General features: G+C 44.1%; 20 protein-coding genes and 1 tRNA gene. 1 reads left to right on the top strand and 20 read right to left on the bottom strand.

What is annotated here, in order from left to right; genetic code table 11:
* Nucleotides 1-26 precede the first annotated feature (26 nt).
* The 6 genes from NSQ49_RS15630 to NSQ49_RS15605 form a co-directional block, all read right to left on the bottom strand.
* Nucleotides 27-1,214, bottom strand: a complete 1,188-nt coding sequence (locus NSQ49_RS15630; protein WP_251284508.1) for a phosphoglycerate kinase — start codon at nt 1,212-1,214, stop codon at nt 27-29.
* 257 nt (nt 1,215-1,471) lie between these two features.
* The gene (gene gap / locus NSQ49_RS15625) at nt 1,472-2,479 is read right to left on the bottom strand and encodes a type I glyceraldehyde-3-phosphate dehydrogenase (RefSeq protein WP_159863672.1); all 1,008 of its coding nucleotides are present in this window, start codon (nt 2,477-2,479) and stop codon (nt 1,472-1,474) included.
* 45 nt (nt 2,480-2,524) lie between these two features.
* Nucleotides 2,525-3,547 carry a sugar-binding transcriptional regulator gene (locus NSQ49_RS15620; RefSeq protein ID WP_251284509.1) on the bottom strand — a complete coding sequence of 341 codons (1,023 nt, stop codon included), beginning with the start codon at nt 3,545-3,547 and terminating at the stop codon, nt 2,525-2,527.
* A 134-nt stretch (nt 3,548-3,681) separates the two neighbouring features.
* Nucleotides 3,682-3,930 carry a glutaredoxin family protein gene (locus NSQ49_RS15615; protein ID WP_251284510.1) on the bottom strand — a complete coding sequence of 83 codons (249 nt, stop codon included), beginning with the start codon at nt 3,928-3,930 and terminating at the stop codon, nt 3,682-3,684.
* Between the two features lie 17 nt (nt 3,931-3,947).
* Nucleotides 3,948-5,279, bottom strand: a complete 1,332-nt coding sequence (gene rpoN, locus NSQ49_RS15610; RefSeq protein WP_251284532.1) for an RNA polymerase factor sigma-54 — start codon at nt 5,277-5,279, stop codon at nt 3,948-3,950.
* Nucleotides 5,280-5,609: 330 nt separating this feature from the next.
* Nucleotides 5,610-5,681 (bottom strand) — tRNA-Arg (locus NSQ49_RS15605).
* A 295-nt stretch (nt 5,682-5,976) separates the two neighbouring features.
* Between NSQ49_RS15605 and clpP the strand changes: the two genes are divergently transcribed.
* Nucleotides 5,977-6,582: an ATP-dependent Clp endopeptidase proteolytic subunit ClpP gene (gene clpP, locus NSQ49_RS15600; RefSeq protein WP_251284511.1), complete on the top strand. Its 606-nt coding sequence runs from the start codon at nt 5,977-5,979 to the stop codon at nt 6,580-6,582.
* Between the two features lie 42 nt (nt 6,583-6,624).
* On the opposite strand, the gene NSQ49_RS15595 is transcribed toward clpP, so the two are convergent.
* The 14 genes from NSQ49_RS15595 to hisD form a co-directional block, all read right to left on the bottom strand.
* Nucleotides 6,625-6,882, bottom strand: coding sequence for an HPr family phosphocarrier protein (locus tag NSQ49_RS15595; protein ID WP_009331822.1), 258 nt, complete (start codon nt 6,880-6,882; stop codon nt 6,625-6,627).
* 29 nt (nt 6,883-6,911) lie between these two features.
* Nucleotides 6,912-7,862: a DNA-binding protein WhiA gene (whiA, locus tag NSQ49_RS15590; RefSeq protein ID WP_251284512.1), complete on the bottom strand. Its 951-nt coding sequence runs from the start codon at nt 7,860-7,862 to the stop codon at nt 6,912-6,914.
* Nucleotides 7,863-7,981: 119 nt separating this feature from the next.
* Complete coding sequence (locus NSQ49_RS15585) at nt 7,982-8,959, bottom strand: gluconeogenesis factor YvcK family protein (RefSeq protein ID WP_251284513.1); 978 nt, start codon at nt 8,957-8,959, stop codon at nt 7,982-7,984.
* On the bottom strand, nt 8,956-9,849 hold the full coding sequence (gene rapZ, locus NSQ49_RS15580; protein WP_159863676.1) for an RNase adapter RapZ: 894 nt from the start codon (nt 9,847-9,849) through the stop codon (nt 8,956-8,958). Before rapZ ends, NSQ49_RS15585 begins: the two co-directional genes overlap by 4 nt.
* A 27-nt stretch (nt 9,850-9,876) precedes the next feature.
* On the bottom strand, nt 9,877-10,335 hold the full coding sequence (locus NSQ49_RS15575; protein ID WP_159863919.1) for an 8-oxo-dGTP diphosphatase: 459 nt from the start codon (nt 10,333-10,335) through the stop codon (nt 9,877-9,879).
* A gap of 332 nt (nt 10,336-10,667) precedes the next feature.
* Nucleotides 10,668-11,618, bottom strand: coding sequence for a thioredoxin-disulfide reductase (gene trxB, locus NSQ49_RS15570; RefSeq protein WP_159863677.1), 951 nt, complete (start codon nt 11,616-11,618; stop codon nt 10,668-10,670).
* 127 nt (nt 11,619-11,745) lie between these two features.
* Nucleotides 11,746-13,245, bottom strand: a complete 1,500-nt coding sequence (locus tag NSQ49_RS15565) for a tetratricopeptide repeat protein (protein ID WP_251284514.1) — start codon at nt 13,243-13,245, stop codon at nt 11,746-11,748.
* Nucleotides 13,246-13,364: 119 nt separating this feature from the next.
* Nucleotides 13,365-14,381 carry a nuclease-related domain-containing protein gene (locus tag NSQ49_RS15560; RefSeq protein WP_251284515.1) on the bottom strand — a complete coding sequence of 339 codons (1,017 nt, stop codon included), beginning with the start codon at nt 14,379-14,381 and terminating at the stop codon, nt 13,365-13,367.
* Between the two features lie 230 nt (nt 14,382-14,611).
* Nucleotides 14,612-15,256 carry a bifunctional phosphoribosyl-AMP cyclohydrolase/phosphoribosyl-ATP diphosphatase HisIE gene (gene hisIE / locus NSQ49_RS15555; protein WP_251284516.1) on the bottom strand — a complete coding sequence of 215 codons (645 nt, stop codon included), beginning with the start codon at nt 15,254-15,256 and terminating at the stop codon, nt 14,612-14,614.
* A complete protein-coding gene (gene hisF / locus NSQ49_RS15550) occupies nt 15,253-16,011 on the bottom strand; it encodes an imidazole glycerol phosphate synthase subunit HisF (RefSeq protein ID WP_251284517.1) in 759 nt (252 codons plus the stop codon). The genes hisIE and hisF overlap by 4 nt, the downstream gene beginning before the upstream one ends.
* Complete coding sequence (gene hisA, locus NSQ49_RS15545) at nt 16,005-16,742, bottom strand: 1-(5-phosphoribosyl)-5-[(5-phosphoribosylamino)methylideneamino]imidazole-4-carboxamide isomerase (protein WP_251284518.1); 738 nt, start codon at nt 16,740-16,742, stop codon at nt 16,005-16,007. The genes hisF and hisA overlap by 7 nt, the downstream gene beginning before the upstream one ends.
* Nucleotides 16,739-17,377: an imidazole glycerol phosphate synthase subunit HisH gene (hisH, locus tag NSQ49_RS15540; RefSeq protein WP_251284519.1), complete on the bottom strand. Its 639-nt coding sequence runs from the start codon at nt 17,375-17,377 to the stop codon at nt 16,739-16,741. The genes hisA and hisH overlap by 4 nt, the downstream gene beginning before the upstream one ends.
* Entirely contained in the window at nt 17,378-17,965 is a 588-nt protein-coding gene (gene hisB, locus NSQ49_RS15535) for an imidazoleglycerol-phosphate dehydratase HisB (protein WP_159863684.1), read from the bottom strand.
* Between the two features lie 15 nt (nt 17,966-17,980).
* Entirely contained in the window at nt 17,981-19,252 is a 1,272-nt protein-coding gene (gene hisD, locus NSQ49_RS15530) for a histidinol dehydrogenase (RefSeq protein WP_159863685.1), read from the bottom strand.
* Nucleotides 19,253-19,256: the final 4 nt, after the last annotated feature.

The following is a 19,256-nucleotide window of genomic DNA, read 5'->3' as shown; positions in this document are numbered from 1 at the left end:
ATTCGACAAATTTCGGGTGGTGCCTGTCACTGCTTATCGTTTAAAGCAACAACGCCAGGCAGAGCTTTTCCTTCCATAAATTCAAGGGAAGCGCCGCCGCCTGTTGAGATATGGCTCATGCGGTCTGCAAGGTGGAATTTTTCAACTGCTGCTGCAGAATCGCCGCCGCCAATGACTGAATATGTATCGTTTGCTTCTGCTAAAGCCTCAGCCACTGCTCTTGTACCGCCTGCAAATTTATTTAATTCGAACACACCCATTGGTCCGTTCCAAATGACAAGTTTTGAATTCTGGATGACATCGCTGTAGATATCGCGCGTTTTAGGTCCGATATCAAGTGCTTCCCAATCAGAAGGAATTTCTTCAATTGCGACTGTCTTAATATTGGCTTCCTCTGAAAAATCGTCTGCAACCACAACGTCAACAGGCATGTAGAAGTTCACACCTTTTTCCTTTGCTTTTTCCATAAACGATTTTGCAAGGTCAATTTTATCTTCTTCAAGAAGTGACTTTCCTACTTCGTGGCCGTTAGTTTTTACAAATGTATAAGCAAGCCCTCCGCCAATGATCAGGTTGTCTACTTTTTCAAGGAGGTTTTCAATTACGCCAATCTTATCTTTTACTTTTGCACCGCCGATGATAGCTGTAAATGGGCGCTCAGGATTGGAAAGTGCTTTTCCAAGTACATCAAGTTCCTTTTCCATCAAAAGTCCTGATACGGCAGGAAGATGATGAGCAATACCTTCTGTTGAAGCATGGGCACGGTGTGCTGCTCCAAATGCATCATTCACATACACATCTGCAAGCTCAGCAAATGCCTTTGCAAGCTCCGGATCATTCTTTTCCTCGCCGGCATAGAAACGCACGTTTTCAAGAAGCAGAACATCTCCTTCACTTAACTTGTCAACCATAGCTTTTACAGAATCACCATATGCTTCATCCGCCTTCTTCACTTCTTTGCCTAGAAGCTCGGACAAACGCTTTGCTACTGGTGTTAAACGCAATTCTTCAACAACTGAACCCTTCGGACGGCCCAAATGGCTGGCTAAGATTACTTTTGCACCCTGGTTCATCAAGTATTCAATCGTTGGAAGAGCTGCTTTGATGCGAGTTTCATCTGTTACCTGCCCCTCTTTCATCGGAACATTGAAATCAACCCGGCAGAATACACGCTTACCCTTTAACTCCACATCTTTAACGCTTTTTTTGTTCATAGCAAAAGGACCTCCTTACCAGAAAAGCGAAAAGCGCCCTGCCTGACGGCTCATAAGCTTAAGCCTCAGGTTCCGGGGCTTAGCACCATCCCAGTTAAATAGTTTTACTTAAAACAAAAGGGAGAGGGAATGTTTCCCTGCTCCCCTTTTACCCTTATCCATTATAGACGTTAGCGATTTGAATATCCAACAAGATGAGGTGTTTTTTTAGAGAAAAAATTCAGCTTGTGAACTCTTCGCAAAACGAATATTTTTGATTAAAGTCCTTTTTGAGCGATGTAGTCAACAAGGTCAACTACACGGTTAGAGTAACCAGTTTCGTTATCATACCATGAGATTACTTTTACCATGTTGCCTTCCATAACCATTGTAGAAAGTGCATCGATTGTAGATGATGCAGGGTTTCCGTTGTAGTCTCCAGATACTAATGGCTCTTCGCTGTAAGCAAGGATGCCTTTAAGGTCGCCTTCAGCAGCTGCTTTAAGTGCATTGTTTACTTCTTCAGCAGTTACGTCTTTGTCAAGCTCAGCAACAAGGTCAACAAGAGAAACGTTTGGAGTTGGAACACGCATAGCTCCACCGTTCAGTTTGCCTTTAAGTTCAGGCAATACTAGAGATACTGCTTTTGCAGCTCCAGTAGTTGTAGGAATGATGTTTTCAGCTGCTGCACGTGCACGGCGGTAGTCCTTGTGCGGCAAGTCAAGAATTTGCTGGTCATTTGTGTATGAGTGAACAGTTGTCATCATACCGCGTTTGATTCCGAAGCTGTCGTTCAATACTTTTGCAAATGGAGCCAAGCAGTTTGTTGTACAAGATGCATTAGAGATTACATGGTGGTTTGCAGCATCATATTTCTCATGGTTAACACCCATAACAACTGTGATATCTTCATCAGATGCAGGAGCTGAGATGATTACTTTCTTCGCACCAGCTTCAAGATGTTTCGCAGCGTCAGCACGCTTTGTGAAACGGCCAGTTGATTCTACTACTACTTCTACGCCAAGATCTCCCCATCCTAATTGAGCAGGATCGCGCTCAGCAAGAACCTTCACTTTATGGCCGCCAACAACTAGAGAGTCGCCGTCAACAGTTACTTCTTCATTTAATGTTCCGTGTACGGAATCATATTTTAAAAGGTGTGCAAGCATGTTTGCATCTGTAAGGTCATTAACTGCTACAACCTCTACATTAGGGTTTTTAAGAGCTGCACGGAAAACAACGCGCCCGATTCTTCCAAATCCGTTAATACCAACTTTAACTGCCATGATTATTTCCTCCTTGAAAAGGTAGATTTTATATTTGAAAAGGGATTACCCTTTTATCAACTGTTTTGCTGCACCTTCATCTGTCACTAAAATGGTAGAGGATGGTGCCCGTTTCATGTATGCAGCGATGGCTTTAGCCTTTGTAGAGCCGCCTGCCACTGCAATGACATGTTCAATTTGTGATAGGTCATCCAGCTGAAGGCCGATGGTCTGAACCTTATGTACAACCTCGCCGCCTTCATTGAAGTAATAGCCAAATGATTCCCCTACTGCTTTGGCCTGCTTGATTTTCACAAGATCTTCTTCACTGGTTTTACGGCGTTCCGCCATTGTTATAGCGTCCCCAATCCCGTGCAAAACCATGCTTGCCGATTTGATCTGGGTGATTACTTCTTTAATATTGGGTTCTTTAATAATGCTTTCATACATTTCCCTGCTTACCTGGTCTGGCACATACAGGACTCGGTGCCTGGAATCAGTATGATCAGCCATTTTGGCACAAATAGTGTTAGCCTGGTTTTTCACATCTTCGCCTATTCCGCCCCGCGCCGGCACAAACAGCCAATCGCGTTCAGCAAGATCAGGAGTAAGCATCTCTGCTACGGCTGCCATTGTGGAACCGCCGGTAACTGCGATGATATTTTTTCCTTTGAGCCTTGATTTCATACACATTGCAGTGGCTCTGCCAAGCTCCTGCTTCACCCATGGAGATTCATCGCTGTCTCCGGAAACAATGATCGTCTGGCGAATGCCAAGCTTTCGGGATAAATCATGCTCCATTACGGCTATACCCGAAATATCCCTCATTATTCCATCAAGTGCATCAAGTAATTCTCTGCCATCGGAAGAAAGACTCATTCCTGTACTTGAAATGCGGATCAGGTTTTGGTCTTTTAGAAATTCAACCTCACTTCTCAGCACTCTTTCCGTCAAACCGAGACTGACTGCAAGGCTTCTCCTTCCAACCGGCTCCATCAGCCCTATGTAATGAAGAATTCCATAGCGCTTCTGCATAACCGCAAGCATATCAGGCAATAATCTTTTTTGAATATCTATTAGTGAGTACATCCGGAATGCTCCTTCATCATATGTGGTCATTTTTTGTCCCGCATAGACATATTATGTCCCACTTACCGAAAAAAAATCACCCTTGCTTCTCCTTCATAATAGCAAGAGTGAGTATTGAAATCAACTGATAAAACTCAGTTTTTTTCTGTAAGCGCTTCACCCACTGTAATGGGGTCAATGTGCCCGAATTGCACTTCATGCCCATCAATTTCTACAACCGGAATCATGAGTCCGTACTTCTCAGTCAGCTCATCGCTCTCATCAATATCTTTCTCAATTAACTTAAAGTCATATTCCTTCTTTAGTTGTGCTAACACACTTTTAGCTTTATCACACAGCGGGCATCTGCTGCGTGTATAAAACACTAGTTCTGGCTGTTTCACTCAGCAAATCTCCTTTGTCAATCATACCTTTTCCGTTTGGAAGATGATGGGATACCCAGCTGATCCCGATATTTAGCAATCGTCCTTCTGCTGACAACCATTCCCTCATTTTCCTTCAGCAGCTTCACAAGCTCTTGATCGGATAACGGCTTTTGTTTATTTTCTTTTTCTATCATTTTACCGATCATCGTCTTGACCTGCTGTGATGATGTATTTTCATCGGATGTTGTTTTGATCGTGCTGGAAAAGAACGATCTCAGCTCGAACGTCCCGAATGGTGTTTGCGCATATTTCTCCCGGACGGCCCTGCTCACTGTCGATTCATGAATGTCGAGTTCATCTGAAATTTCCTTCATTGTCATCGGCTTCAGATGGGCAGGTCCTTTTATAAAAAAGTCCTGCTGCTTCTCAACGATTTTAAGAGTTACATTTGCAAGAGTCTCTTTCCTCTGCTCGATGCTTCTAAGAATCCACTGGTAATCCTGCTGCTTTTCCTGCAAGAAGCGGCTGACATTTCGATCACCAGCAGCCGAAAACTTTTTGTAATATGGTTCATTAAAACTGATTTTCGGAAGCACTTCATCAAACACACTGACGGAAAAAGAGCTGCCATCCCACTGAACAATCACGTCCGGAGTAATATAGGCGGATTTTTCGCTCTGGAAGGATGAAGCCGGTCTTGGATTCAGGGTCTGGACAAGGTCGAATACGGCCTGTATGTCTTTAAGCTCCACACCTAGCTGTTTGGCAATTTCTTTCCATTTCTTCTCTGCAAAAAGGGTAAAGTATTCATCTATAATGACTTCAGCCAGTTCATTCTCTTCCGGCAGTCTCTTAATCTGGAGGGACAGGCACTCCTGAAGATTTCTTGCACCAATACCGGCAGGGTCGAGTTCCTGCAATTCCTCAAGCATTTGCTCCACTTTTTCAAGGGGAACCTTAAGAGCATTGGCCGAAGCTTTTAGATCCGCCCGCAAGTAACCGTTTTCATCAAGGCTATCAATAAGATGCTTTATCACTTTTTGTTCATCCCGGTTTAACTTCAAATGAAGCTGGGATTTCAAATGTTCATCAAGCATCATAGTCTTTCCGCAGCCAATCTGCTCAATCCAATTTATTTTATCTTTTTCGGGTTTTATCCTCGTCGGTTTGACGCGGTCATAGCGGGGATCCATTGTTTTGACATGACCGGACTCTAATTTTAAAAGGGGATTTTCAAGCGCTTTGCTTTCCAGGAAAGCAGAAAGCTCCTGTGTGCTGTATTGCAGAAGGGCAATCGCCTGCGTCAGCTCCTGTGTCATCGTTAGTTTCATTGTCTGCTGCTGCCATAACCCAGCTTTCAAATTCATCATACATTCCCCCTGTCCCCATTTTACAATATTCACACAAAATGTTGTATGGAAATTTCCTGGCAATCGCCATTCGCACCGAACTGCTTTCTGAATACTTCACAATATGCATGGCAGAGGGGGGAATATTCATTTTTTATGGTGAAACCTGCGAATTTTATGGTTTTTTTGAAATGCAGATAAGATAAGGAGGTCTATTATAGATTTATTTGCGGATAAGGCCAATTTACTTTCGGATAAAAGTTTTTATGTGCACTTTGGCCAAATTTATTTACGGTTAGTATAAAAAGTAAAAACTCCCTGTCCATATCAGACAAGGAGTTTTGTTAGCGCCCTCGGCAGGAATCGAACCCACATCTTAAGAACCGGAATCTCACGTGCTATCCGTTGCACCACGAGGGCAAATAGGTTTTAAACTGGCTGACCAAGCGCTCAGCCGCTACGATAATTAATTATATGCTATGTTTATTCACTTTGCAAGCCTCCTTTTAGTTTTAAAAATTGGAACAATGGGTATCATGGAATGAGATAGGACAGCACAGAAAAAAGTGTCGAACGAATCAGGAGCGATTTGTTTGACCTTAATTGACCATCAGTGTATCATGATAATACATAGGAGTTAAAAAATTTTCTTTACTTGGAAGAACATGCTTGTTCAGCTTGTATGTTGACCTTATCTTGAAGGAGGAATTGGAAAATGAACTTAATCCCTACAGTTATTGAACAGACAAATCGCGGGGAGCGTGCTTATGATATCTATTCACGCCTTTTAAAAGACCGCATCATTATGCTCGGAAGCGGAATTGATGATAATGTGGCAAACTCCATTGTTGCCCAGCTGTTATTCCTTGAAGCAGAAAACCCTGAAAAGGACATTTCCATTTACATTAATAGCCCTGGCGGAAGCATTACAGCTGGTATGGCTATTTATGATACGATGCAATTCATTAAGCCAAAAGTACAAACCATTTGTATCGGTATGGCTGCATCAATGGGTGCATTCCTTCTTGCAGCAGGTGAAAAAGGCAAGCGTTTTGCCCTTCCAAACGCTGAGGTTATGATTCACCAGCCACTTGGCGGTGCACAGGGACAAGCGACTGAAATTGAAATCGCTGCAAAGCGCATCCTTTTCCTTCGCGAAAAATTAAACACCATCCTTTCAGAGCGTACTGGACAGCCGCTTGAAGTCATTGCAAAAGACACGGACCGCGATAACTTTATGACAGCTGAAAGAGCTCTTGAATACGGCTTGGTAGACCAAATCATTTCCAGAAACTCTTTGGATGAGAAGAAGGATAAATAAAAAAAGCAAAAAACAACTCGCATCTCTCCGATGCGAGTTGTTTTAGTTTTCCTTCTGAATATAGTTTGCCAATGCTTCCAGAGCCTCGTTTTCGTCGTTCCCCTCTGCCTTCAGGGTAATAACTGATCCTGAGCTTACAGCCAGGCTCATTAGTCCCATAATGCTTTTCGCATTTACCTTCTTCCCATCCTTCTCAAGGAAAATATCGGATGAGAACCGATTGGCCTCTTGCACGAACAATGCTGCCGGACGGGCCTGCAATCCTGTCTTTAGCTTAACTTCTACCTGTTTTTCTGCCATTGTCTATCTCCTCCCTGCCGATGCCTCTGTCAGTGAGCATCTATGGTGCTGCCTGCCCTGAGCTTCTCAGCGATTTCATCTATTTTTCTTAATCTATGATTAATGCCCGATTTGCTGATATTTCCGCCTGAGACCATTTCCCCAAGCTCCTTTAAGGTGACATCCTGGTATGCTACACGCAATTCGGCTATTTCCCTCAGTTTGTCGGGCAGAACCTGAAGTCCAACTGTCTGGTCAATAAACCGGATATTCTCCACTTGACGCAGGGCAGCCCCGATTGTTTTGTTTAAGTTCGCTGTTTCACAATTCACGAGTCGATTGACCGAGTTTCTCATATCGCGGACAATCCGGATGTCTTCAAACCGGAGCAAAGATGCATGCGCCCCGATAATATTCAGAAACTCCGTTATTTTTTCGGCCTCCTTTAAATAGGTGATATAGCCTTTTTTCCGTTCAAGCGTTTTGCTATTCAGCCCGAACGTATTCATCAGTTCACAAAGGGAGTCGTTATGCTCCTTGTAAAGTGAAGCAATCTCCAGATGATAGGAAGAGGTTTCCGGATTATTAACCGATCCCCCGGCCAGGAATGCGCCGCGCAGATAAGAACGCTTACAGCATTTCTTTTTTATGAGCTCTTTTGAGATATCGTGGGTAAAAACAAATCCCTCACTTAAAATTTTCAGATCATCAAGAATCATGCTGGCCTGTTCCGACAGCCTGACAATGTATACATTGTTCTTTTTCAGCCGCATTTTTTTCCGGACCAGCAGCTCGACCTGAACGCTGTAATTCCTTTTAATCAGTGTATAAATCCTTCTTGCAATGGCTGCATTCTCCGTCTGTATATCCACGATCAATTTCCGGCTGGAAAAAGAAAGTGAACCATTCATCCGGATCAAGGCGGACAATTCCGCTTTGCCACAGCAGTCTTTTAAATCCAGGTTCGTCAATTCTTTTTTCGTTTCCGAAGCGAAAGACATCCCTTCACCCCCTATCCGTAAAAGTGCTGAGCCAGAGACATATAAAATGATATTCTCCGCTGAGCAAACGTATGCACAGTTTATTTTTTTACTGACAAAAGCCCTTTTACACCTTTATATTACGCGTTAAAACGCCTATTGGTTTCATGCAAAATTAAATTATAAAGCATTTGGGCAACTTCTTTTGTATCATGCCGAATGATCCCGCCTTCATGGCTGACAATTTCACCGTGCATAATATTAAGGCCCAATTCGGAAAGAGCACCTGTATCATATACAACAGGCCTTGCCATTTCCTCGCTGTACCGCTCCTGAATATGGGCAGGAATCTCTTCATTATTAACCAGGATGGTATTGATAAAATCACAGCCCATATGATCATACAGCGCTTTTACATGATCGCTTGCTGAATAATCGAGCGTCTCGCCTGCCTGTGTCATTAAATTGCATATATACACCTTTTTTGCTTTCGAATGACAGACTTCCCTTCCCAGCTTAGGAACAAGCAGATTCGGAAGAATACTGGTATATAAACTTCCAGGTCCAATAATAATCATATCAGCCTGTCTAATAGCCTGCAGTGATTCAGGAAGGGCTTTAATATTTTTAGGGGTTAAAAACACCCGCTTAATTTTTTTGCCTGAATAAGGAATCTTAGATTCTCCCGATACAATGGTCCCATCTTCCATCTCAGCATGGAGGACCACACTCTGGTTGGCAGCCGGCAGCACCTTTCCCCTTACATTTAAGACCTTGCTCATTTCCTGGATCGCGTGAACAAAGTTTCCTGTAATCGAGGTCATTGCTGCGAGAATTAAATTGCCAAGCGAGTGCCCGGACAACTCATTAGATGTCGCAAAGCGGTGCTGAAACATCTCCTCAATGAGCGGCTCTACATCTGAAAGTGCTGCCAGCACATTTCGGATGTCACCGGGCGGCGGGATATGAAGATCATTTCGCAATCTTCCTGAGCTGCCGCCATCATCGGCTACTGTCACAATGGCAGTAATATCTACAGGATACGTCTTCAATCCCCTTAAGAGGACAGGGAGCCCTGTTCCTCCGCCGATGATGACGATTCTTGGCTGTCGGTTCATTTGATGTTTTCCTTTCTCCTGTCGATATCCCGGTGGGTAATCGCCGTATTATAATCCTTGCTGAAGTAGTCTGCAATATATTCCGTCAGCGCTACAGAACGGTGCTGGCCTCCCGTACAGCCAATTGCCACAACCAATTGAGCCTTCCCTTCCCGCTTATAATGCGGAAGCATAAAGCTCAGCAGCTCCGTAACCTTTTCAAGGAATTTACTGGTTTCAGTCCATTTCAGCACATAGGCGGATACCTCTTCATCTAATCCTGTCTTCGGCCTCATATGCTCAATATAATGAGGATTCGGAAGAAACCGGACATCGAATACCAGGTCGGCATCAATGGGAATTCCATGCTTAAAGCCAAAAGACATGACATTAACAGTAAAGATGGTCTTTTTATTTAATGAGAATTCCGTAAGAATTTTCTCGCGCAATTCCCTCGGTTTCATTTGTGAAGTATTATAAATCAGCCGGGCCCTGCCTTTTAATTCCTCTAGCAGCTCCCGCTCAAGCTTGATGCCTTCAAGAGGCAATCCTGAAGGTGCAAGGGGATGGAATCGTCTTGTTTCTTTATACCTTCTGACAAGTGTCGAATCATCCGCATCCAGATATAAAATCTGCGGAGTGACCCAGGATGTCTCAGACAATTCATCGAGCGCTTTAAACAGGTGGTCAAAAAACTCACGGCCGCGCAAATCCATTACCAATGCCACCTTATTCATTTTATTCCCTGATTCCTTCATAAGTTCAAGGAATTTAGGAAGCAGCGTCGGCGGCAAGTTGTCTACACAGAAGAAGCCAAGATCTTCAAAACTTTGGATCGCTACTGTTTTCCCCGCCCCTGACATTCCCGTAATAATCACCATTTGAGTATCATTAACTGCACCCGTACTCATTTTTATTTCCCCCTGTATCTGTCAAATTCAGCTTGGATCCAGCCTGTAACTAAGCAATTCAAAATCCGGCGTATACGTGAATGTTCCATAAATCATTCCCTGGCCATGAATCATATACTCCAAAATATGTGAATCACCGGCAGCCATCGGCAGATTCTTTATCTCTGAAAACGGATGCCAGCGAAGCTTTCCTTCCTCTGATTCATCCAGATTCAGCCCATCAGAAGCTGTAGCCAAAAAAGTAAACATCATCCACTCCGACACAACCTTTTCGCCATCCTTCATGATAAACGTAAAGATGCCTTTAATATTCGGATTGCGCAGATAGATGCCTGTTTCTTCCCTGAACTCACGGATGCACGAGTCCCTCACTGATTCACCCGGCTCCATCTTTCCGCCCGGAGCCACCCACCAGCCTCTTCTCGGCTTTTGTAAAAGCAATACTTTATCTTCTTTTAGTAACACACAGTTCGTGACTCGCTGCAACACATTTCACCTCTATTTTCAAAATCAACCGCTGCCGCCATTTTCTTTAAAGCAAAGGCTGGCTAACGTGCGTTTCTTATTCATTTCATTATACTATTTTTGTCATAGAGCCACAATGAATACAGGTTTACAAAAACATTCTTTAAAATATATCGTCACCTCAAAAAAAAGAGCACAGGCATATGCCTGTGCTTAAAAAGGATTATATCTTTAAAAGGGGGTCAATTTCTATTCCTATATTACCCGAATTTTATTTCATCAAGGTTACAGGAGAATTAAAACCGCATGACTTTTTGTTAATCTTTTCTACAAGCGGTTATTTTTTCTAAAAATTATTTCTTCGCTTTCAGGCTTTCTTTCAATTCTTCCACATAGTGCTGGGCGCTTTGAGCAGCGATGCTTCCATCACCTGTAGCTGTAACAATTTGGCGAAGGGATTTTTCGCGGATATCTCCTGCTGCAAAAACGCCTTCCACCTTTGTTTCCATTCGGTCATTTGTTTCAATATAACCATTGCCGTTTGTGATGCCAAGACTTTCAAACGGCTTGGAAAGAGGAACCATGCCGATATAGATGAAGACACCATCTGCCTTGAATTCTCTTTCTTCACCGGTTTCAGCAGACACAAGCGTTACACTGCCTACTTTTCCGTCCTTATCATTGACTTCCTTCACTGTCGTGTTCCAGATAAAGTCGATTTTTTCATTGTCGAATGCACGCTGCTGCAGAATCGCTTGCGCACGAAGCTGATCCCGTCTATGAACGATTGTCACTTTAGAGGCAAAACGCGTCAAATATACGCCTTCCTCAACAGCGGAGTCACCGCCGCCGACAACTACAAGCTCTTTGCCCTTAAAGAATGCTCCATCACAGACCGCACAATAAGATACTCCGCGTCCTCCAAGCTCTTTCTCTCCAGGAATGCCAAGCTTTTTGTACTCGGCACCGGTGGAAATAATGACTGAGCGCGCTTTATATTGCTTTGATCCGGCAACAACCGTTTTGTATTCTTCGCCGTCAATGATTTCTTTAATATCTCCATACGCATATTCAGCGCCAAATTTCTTCGCATGATCAAACATTTTCGTAGATAAATCCGGCCCTAAAATATGGTCAAATCCAGGATAGTTTTCCACTTCTTCTGTATTGGCCATTTGTCCGCCCGGAACACCGCGTTCAATCATGAGAGTAGATAAATTTGCACGGGATGTATATACAGCAGCAGTCATTCCTGCCGGTCCTGCACCAGCGATAATGACGTCATAAATTTTTTCTTCAGTCACAGCGAGTCACTCCTTCAGTAATCAGAAATCCATTAATAAATAAAACACTCTATAAATACGCATATTATAGTATGACCTTCTTACTGTTATCCTATAAAATTGGCCTGTGTTTCGTCCAAATATCTGCTCAATGAAGGCGGTCGTTCACCGATTTAACATATTTGCCCATCGTCGAAGCGGAAATGCCGTATCTTCCGGCAATTTTTGATTGGGAAACCTTTTCGTTCCGAAGCTTATGCCAGACATACTCTATGGCTGCCGCCCAAGCATTTTTATTTTTAATATTCTGCCGGTTATTGGTCAATTCTGCAAAAATAGTAAACCACATTAAATATAGCCCGGCTTCCACTGTGCCGATCGGGTGGTAGTTTTCATAAAACAGCTGGGCTGTTTCATGCGCAGCCTGAACCTGAGCAGGCGCTTCCTGCTCTGTTTGAACGAAGGAAAGATAATCCTGCTCCATAGCTGAAAACTTATTGTTTCGTACAATAGCTTCAGAAGTGAGGATTTCATCTCTTCTGCTGGATACGGATGTTAGGAAGAGGCCGAATAACCGCTCTTCAATGTAGTCGCTTTCCAGCTTTTTCAATATAGAAGAATAATGGTCTTCAAAGCCGCTGCCGGTTACTTTTTCATCGTTCCAGGGCTCAAAGCCTTCTTTTTCCGGATTGATCTCAATTGCCTTCTTCCATGCTGATTTCGCCAGTTCTTCACGTCCAGTGAAATAAGCGGAATAGGACAGCCAGTAATAAAATGGTCCGTCCCCTTCAAAGCCTTTTTTCTGAAGCTTGCGAAGCCATGCAAAGGAAGCCTCATACTCGCCGGTCAAAGCAAAAGTGGCACCCAGCTTGAACTGATGTTCAACCGAAAGCGGCTTAATTTTTTTCAGAGCTTCTTTTAAGAGGCGCACCTGTCTGAAATCCCGCTCGTAAAAAGCAAAGACCAGCTTATTGCAAAGTGCATGGAGATTGCCCGGGTTTTCCTCCAGCACCTTCTCTAAAATATCTGATGCCTTTTGCACTTCTCCCAGGTAAAAATACGCCAGGGCCAAATTATTGTATGCAGACCAATATTCCGGATACTCATCAATAACAGCATTCAGAATCTCTACCGCTTTTGGAAAATGGCCCGACTCCAGCAATTCCCGTGCATGTTCCTGCTTCGTAATCAAATCATCCTGCTCGTACAGCTCTTCATCCAATTCATCCGCTTCAAGCGTGAGAAGCTCCAGCAGATCCTCTGTATCTTCCGTAAACTCTCCGTCCCGATCCAAATCCAGATACGTATTGGCATGCGTATATGCATCTTTAAAGAGGCCCATATGAGCATAGTTGTTGGCAAGGAAGTAATGACATTCCGCCATATCCTCATCCAGCTCCTCCAATATCATATGGAGCAGCTGATTTGACTCTTGATACTCACCCATTTCTGAGTGAACAATGGCAAGCTGGCAGACAATCATCGGTTCACCCGGCTCAAGCTGCATAGCCCGCATTAAATATTTCTTCGCTTTATGAAAATCCCTGCGGTGGTACGCCTTAATCCCTTTGGAAAAATAGTACTCACCATTCGGGATAAATGACAGTAACTTTCCCTTTTGGTGTCTAGCTTTAGAGTCTTTACTCATGAAATCCTCCATAAATGTTAGTAACTAAAGTAGTATATCACACGAACAAGCCCGGGGAGAAGGGAAGAAATGACAATACTATTTCCAGGCGGAGTTTTTTATTGGAAATCCTATCGCGATTATGTTTTAAAGGGGTGTTGCATTGATTCAGCGGTGCTGGTGTATAATTCGGAGATTAACTGATAGTCTGGAGGCGGGTGATAGCGGCGGCCTTTGCTTGTGCCGGTTTGGGGGAGGCTGAGGGAATCCAATATTCTTCTGGCTATATCAGGGGACTCTAGCTGAAGGAAATCCCGAAATTCCTTATTGGGAATAGGCTGATCATTATTTAATAAAAATAGATCAGTTACTGCATTAAGATGTTCATCCTTCTTTTTTAACTTGCAGCTCTTACAAATCCAAACACCATTTTTTCTAATCATGGATACTGAAATGCATTCTGGGCAGAGAACCCCTTTAATAACTTCATCTTTTGATGTTTTATAGAAGTTTAAGATACCAAACTTTTCTTGTACATGCTCCTTTAAAAGTATGTTAGAAATCCTTTTAAGTTCCTTATTTGTGAGTGGAGTTTTATTAATTGCCATTTTAATTTTGCTTAGTAAATATTGAACATGTGTGACTTTTTGGCTGATTAGATTATTTTCCGAGGACGTTTGGAGGATTGTAGAGGGCTTGCTAATCATTACACAGAATTCAACCTGGAGATTAATGCCTCTTCTCACTAACCATTTTTCTAATTCGCCAGCTTGTTGGCTTGCTTGCTCAATTGGATTAGAATAGCCCTTTTGTTCACCGTTATGCGTTGTCTGGATCATTTGATTAAATTGTGATTCGAAGTATAGTTTTCCAGAAATATTTTTAACTTCTAAAATGAGGGCGAACTTCGAAGAGAGGATGAGTGTATCGATTTGGCAGAAGTATTGTCCATTTGTCAGACGGAATCCATGAAAAATCATATATTCATTAACTGGCAGCTTGCTTAAATGGAAGTCTAAAGCTGCTTCACCTCGGTATCCCGCCCATCTTTTTGCCTGATCTTTTTCAATTCCAGGCCGTGCCTTATGACTTTTGGGAAGCCGTCTTAAAAGCACTTCGTTTTTCTGAATTCTTAATGGTATTGTTCGATGTTTCATGATCAAAAGCATCACTCCTTCAATTTGCTATACAACAATTCTTCTGAGGAAGAGTATTTTCCTGCATATATTTTTATTTTATTTTCATATCTGGCATGTTTTCAATTATATCTAGCAATTTTTGTATTTATCTAGCAGGGTTATTATTTTATCTAGCAGATTCTAAACTTTATCTAGCATCTTCAAGAATTTATCTTACATTTGAAACCATTACAAAAAAACCGCCCTCCCTATTCGGAGGCCGGTTCATTTTTCTTATCATGCCTTTTATTAAGTACTTTCAGGACTTCGCTGAAAGGCAGTTCCTGCTCGCGCAGCAGCACCATCAAATGATAAATCAGGTCGGCCGCTTCCCATTTCAGTTCGTCTTTATCACGGTTTTTCGCAGCGATGATGACTTCTGCGGATTCTTCTCCGACCTTCTTCAGGATTTTATCCACGCCTTTTTCAAAGAGATACGTCGTGTATGCTCCTTCTGGGCGTGTTTTTTCGCGTTCTTTAATGACTTTTTCAAGCGTATAAAGGATTTCGTAGTCAGGTAATCCGGCGGTGTTTTCACCATATACTCTTTCTTCAAAACAGCTGACTGTACCCTTGTGGCAGGCTGGTCCAGCCGGTTCCACCAATACCACGATAGCATCCTGGTCACAGTCCAGCTTCATTTCTGAAATTTTCTGCGTGTTTCCGCTTGTTGCCCCTTTGTGCCAGAGCTCATTGCGGGAACGGCTGAAAAACCAGGTTTCGCCTGTTTCCACGGATTTTAAAAGGGACTCCTGATTCATATAGGCTAACGTTAATACTTCTTTTGTCTGTGCATCTTGCACAATAGCAGGGATCAGTCCCTGTTCGTCAAACTTTACAGCATCGATATTCATCGGACTACCACCCCTTTTTCCTTAATGTAAGATTTCACTTCAGCAACCGATGTTTCTTTATAGTGAAAAATGGATGCTGCCAATGCTGCGTCTGCTTTTCCGTCAATAAACGCTTCTGCAAAGTGATCAGCATTACCGGCACCGCCTGATGCGATAACCGGAATGGAAACCGCCTCGCTGACTGCTTTTGTCAGCTTAACATCGAAGCCTTTTTTCTCACCGTCAGAGTCCATGCTTGTCAGGAGGATTTCTCCTGCCCCGCGCTCAGCCGCTTCACGTGCCCAGGCGATTACCTCCAAATCGGTCGGTTTCCGTCCGCCATGTGTGTACACTCGCCAGGAACCGAGCTCTTCATCGTATTTAGCGTCAATTGCCACAACGATGCACTGGGAGCCAAAGAAATTTGCCCCTTCAGTTATTAAATCAGGATTGTTTACGGCAGCTGTATTTAAAGAAACTTTATCAGCCCCTGCCCGCAAAATTCGTTTCATATCTTCCAGCGCGTTAATGCCCCCGCCTACTGTAAAAGGAATGGCCAGCTCAGACGCAACAGCCTTAACGACTTCAACCATTGTTTTCCTGCCTTCATGAGAAGCAGAAATATCGAGGAAGACCAGCTCGTCAGCACCCTGCCCGTCATAAAATCGGGCAAGCTCAACCGGGTCTCCGGCATCACGCAGCTGCACAAATTGCACCCCTTTTACCACACGCCCGTCTTTTACATCCAAACAGGGAATAATGCGTTTCGTCAGCATGATTCCTTCACCTCTTTTAAGGCTTCCGCTACAGTAAATCGCCCTTCATAAATGGCCTTTCCGACAATCGCCCCTGCAACACCTTCAGAAGCATATTTCTGAAGTGCCGTTAAATCAGCCAGCCCACTGACACCACCGGAAGCAATGACACTTTTCCCGGTTTCACGGGCAAGCAGCCGAACGGCTTCCACGTTGGGCCCGGATAGCATGCCGTCTGTTGCAATATCCGTAAAAATAAACGTCTCTGCACCTGCGTCGGCAAATTTCCTCCCTAAGTCAACCGCCTTCACTTCAGATGTTTCCAGCCATCCGTGTGTGGCCACATAGCCATTTTTTGCATCGAGTCCAACCGCAATGGCTTTGCCGTATTTGCGGATCATCTCAACTGCAAACTCCGGCTTGGAGACGGCAATGCTTCCAATGATTACTCGTGTTACGCCATTATCGAGGTAATGAAGGATGTCTTCCTCCGTACGGATTCCCCCGCCGATCTGGATGGAGGCGCCAAGCTCGCGGGCAGCCTGTATGACAAACTGATCGTTCACGCGTCTTCCGTCCTTCGCTCCGTCAAGATCGACCATATGAATCCAGTCTGCTCCTTCATCGGCAAACTGTTTGGCCATATCAAACGGAGAATCGCCATACACAGTTTCCTTATCATAATCCCCCTGCAGCAGCCGGACGCATTTGCCGCCTCTCATATCGATTGCCGGATAAATCGTAAAGCTCATTTCACAGACATCCTTTCTTCAACCACCTCGGTAAAATTGCGTAGAAGCGCCATGCCGAGCGAACTGCTTTTTTCAGGGTGGAATTGCATGCCAAACACATTGCCCCTTCCGACAACCGCCGGCACTTCCACATCATAGCTGCTCTGGCTGATTACAACTTCTTTTTCATCTGTATCTACAAAATAAGAATGGACGAAATAGACATAATCTTCAGCAAGGCCTTTTAAAATCGGCGATCCCTGCAGGAATTCAAGACGGTTCCAGCCCATATGCGGAACCTTATACGTTTCACCTTCGGCTGTTGCACCTGGAAAACGCCTCACATGGCCAGGCAGAAGCTGCAATCCTTCTGTCAGCCCATTTTCTTCACTGCTTTCAAATAAAAGCTGCATGCCAAGGCAAATGCCAAGCAGCGGCTTGCCTGTATCAGCGAACACTTTTACCAGATCTGCCAGGCCAGTAGAATTTAAGATATTCATGGCATCCTTGAAAGAGCCGACACCCGGTAATATTAAAGCGTCTGCTTCCATGAGCTCAAGCTTATTCTCAGAGAGGAAATAAGGGACCTCCAAACGTTCCAGCGCTTTACTGACACTGAACAAATTCCCCATTCCGTAATCGATGATGCCGATCATTTACAACATCCCTTTCGTTGATGGAACTCCCTTAATTCTTGGGTCAATCGTTGTTGCCTCATCGAGCGCACGAGCGAGTGCTTTGAAAATCGCCTCAATGATGTGGTGAGTATTCTGTCCATAGTGAACGATGACATGCAGGTTCATTCTCGCTTCAAGCGCGAGTTTCCAAAGAAATTCATGAACTAGCTCAGTATCAAATGTACCGACTTTCTGGCTTGGGAATTCGGCACGCATCTCAAGGTGAGGGCGGTTGCTGAGATCGACTACCACTTGAGCCAGTGCTTCGTCCATCGGAACGAACGCATTTCCATAGCGCTTAATGCCTTTTTTATCGCCTAAAGCATCCTTTAGTACCTGGCCCAGGCAAATGCCAATGTCCTCTGTTGTATGGTGATCATCCACGTCCGTATCGCCGTTTGCGGCGATGTTCAGGTCGAATTGTCCATGCTTGGCAAACAGGTCCAGCATATGCGTCATAAATGGCACGCCAGTTTCCAGATCGCTTTTGCCTTCTCCGTCTATATTCAAGGAAAGAGTGATATTCGTTTCATTTGTTTTACGTGAAATTTCTGCCGTTCTAGCCATGATTATTCCTCCAGCTTATTTTCTTAGTCTTGTTTCAATGGATCTGGCATGTGCTTCAAGGCCTTCCAGACGTGCAAATGCCGCAATTTTATCGCCGGTATCCCTTAATGCTTTTTCGCTATATAAAAGAATACTTGATTTCTTTTGAAAATCCTCCACATTAAGAGGGCTTGAGAAACGGGCTGTCCCGTTTGTCGGCAGAACGTGGTTGGGGCCGGCAAAATAATCACCTACCGGTTCAGGACTGAATCTTCCAAGGAAGACCGCTCCTGCGTGACGTATCCGTCCGAGAAGCTCCATCGGATTCTTTGTTAAAATCTCAAGATGTTCCGGAGCGAGATGGTTAACCGTCTCAACTGCTTCATCCATGCTTTCCGTCACATAAATAGCTCCGTAATCCCTGATGGACTGTAAAGCAATTTCCTGACGGGGCAGCCTGTCAAGCTGGCGTTCAACTTCGGCTGAAACCTTTTCTGCCAGAGCGGATGAGGGTGTCACAAGAACTGCACTTGCCATCGGGTCGTGTTCTGCCTGTGATAAAAGATCTGCCGCTACTTCATCCGCATACGCTGTCTCATCTGCCAATATAGCAATTTCACTCGGACCTGCGATCATATCGATATCCACATCCCCAAATACTTCGCGCTTTGCGAGGGCGACATAGATGTTCCCCGGACCTGTGATTTTGTCGACAGGCCGGATTGATTCTGTTCCATATGCCAATGCGGCAATTGCCTGGGCTCCGCCAACTTTATAAATTTCTCCCGCACCTGCGATATGTGCTGCTGCCAGAACAGCAGGCGGCAGTTTGCCGGTCTTTTTATCAGGAGGAGAGGTAAGGACAATCCGTTTGACGCCCGCCACCTTTGCCGGGATCACATTCATCAGTACGGATGACGGATATGCCGCCGTTCCGCCCGGCACATACAGCCCAACCGAATCAAGCGATGTAATCTTCTGCCCTAATACTGTGCCATTTTCCTCGGTTGTCATCCAGGATGGGCGCAGCTGCTTTTCATGGAATGACCTGATATTATCTGCTGCCTCTCTAATAATTTCTAGGATTTCTTCATCCACCTGACTGCAGGCTTCCTCAATCTCAGCCTGTGTCACCGCTAAATCCTCTAGGGAGATACCATCAAATGTTTCTGTATACTCTTTTAATGCCTGATCTCCATTTTGGCGGACAGTCTCAATGATATCTTTTACAATCGCCCGCTGTTCTTCTGTTCCATTATCAACAGACCGTTTAATTGAAACCTGGTCATTAATTTTCAATATTTTCATAGGG

It is taken from the genome of Cytobacillus sp. FSL R5-0377, assembly GCF_038004385.1.
Taxonomy (GTDB): Bacteria; Bacillota; Bacilli; order Bacillales; family Cytobacillaceae; genus Cytobacillus.
The sequence above is the reverse complement of the archived record's forward strand: the minus strand, read 5'-3'. Positions and strand labels throughout refer to the sequence as shown.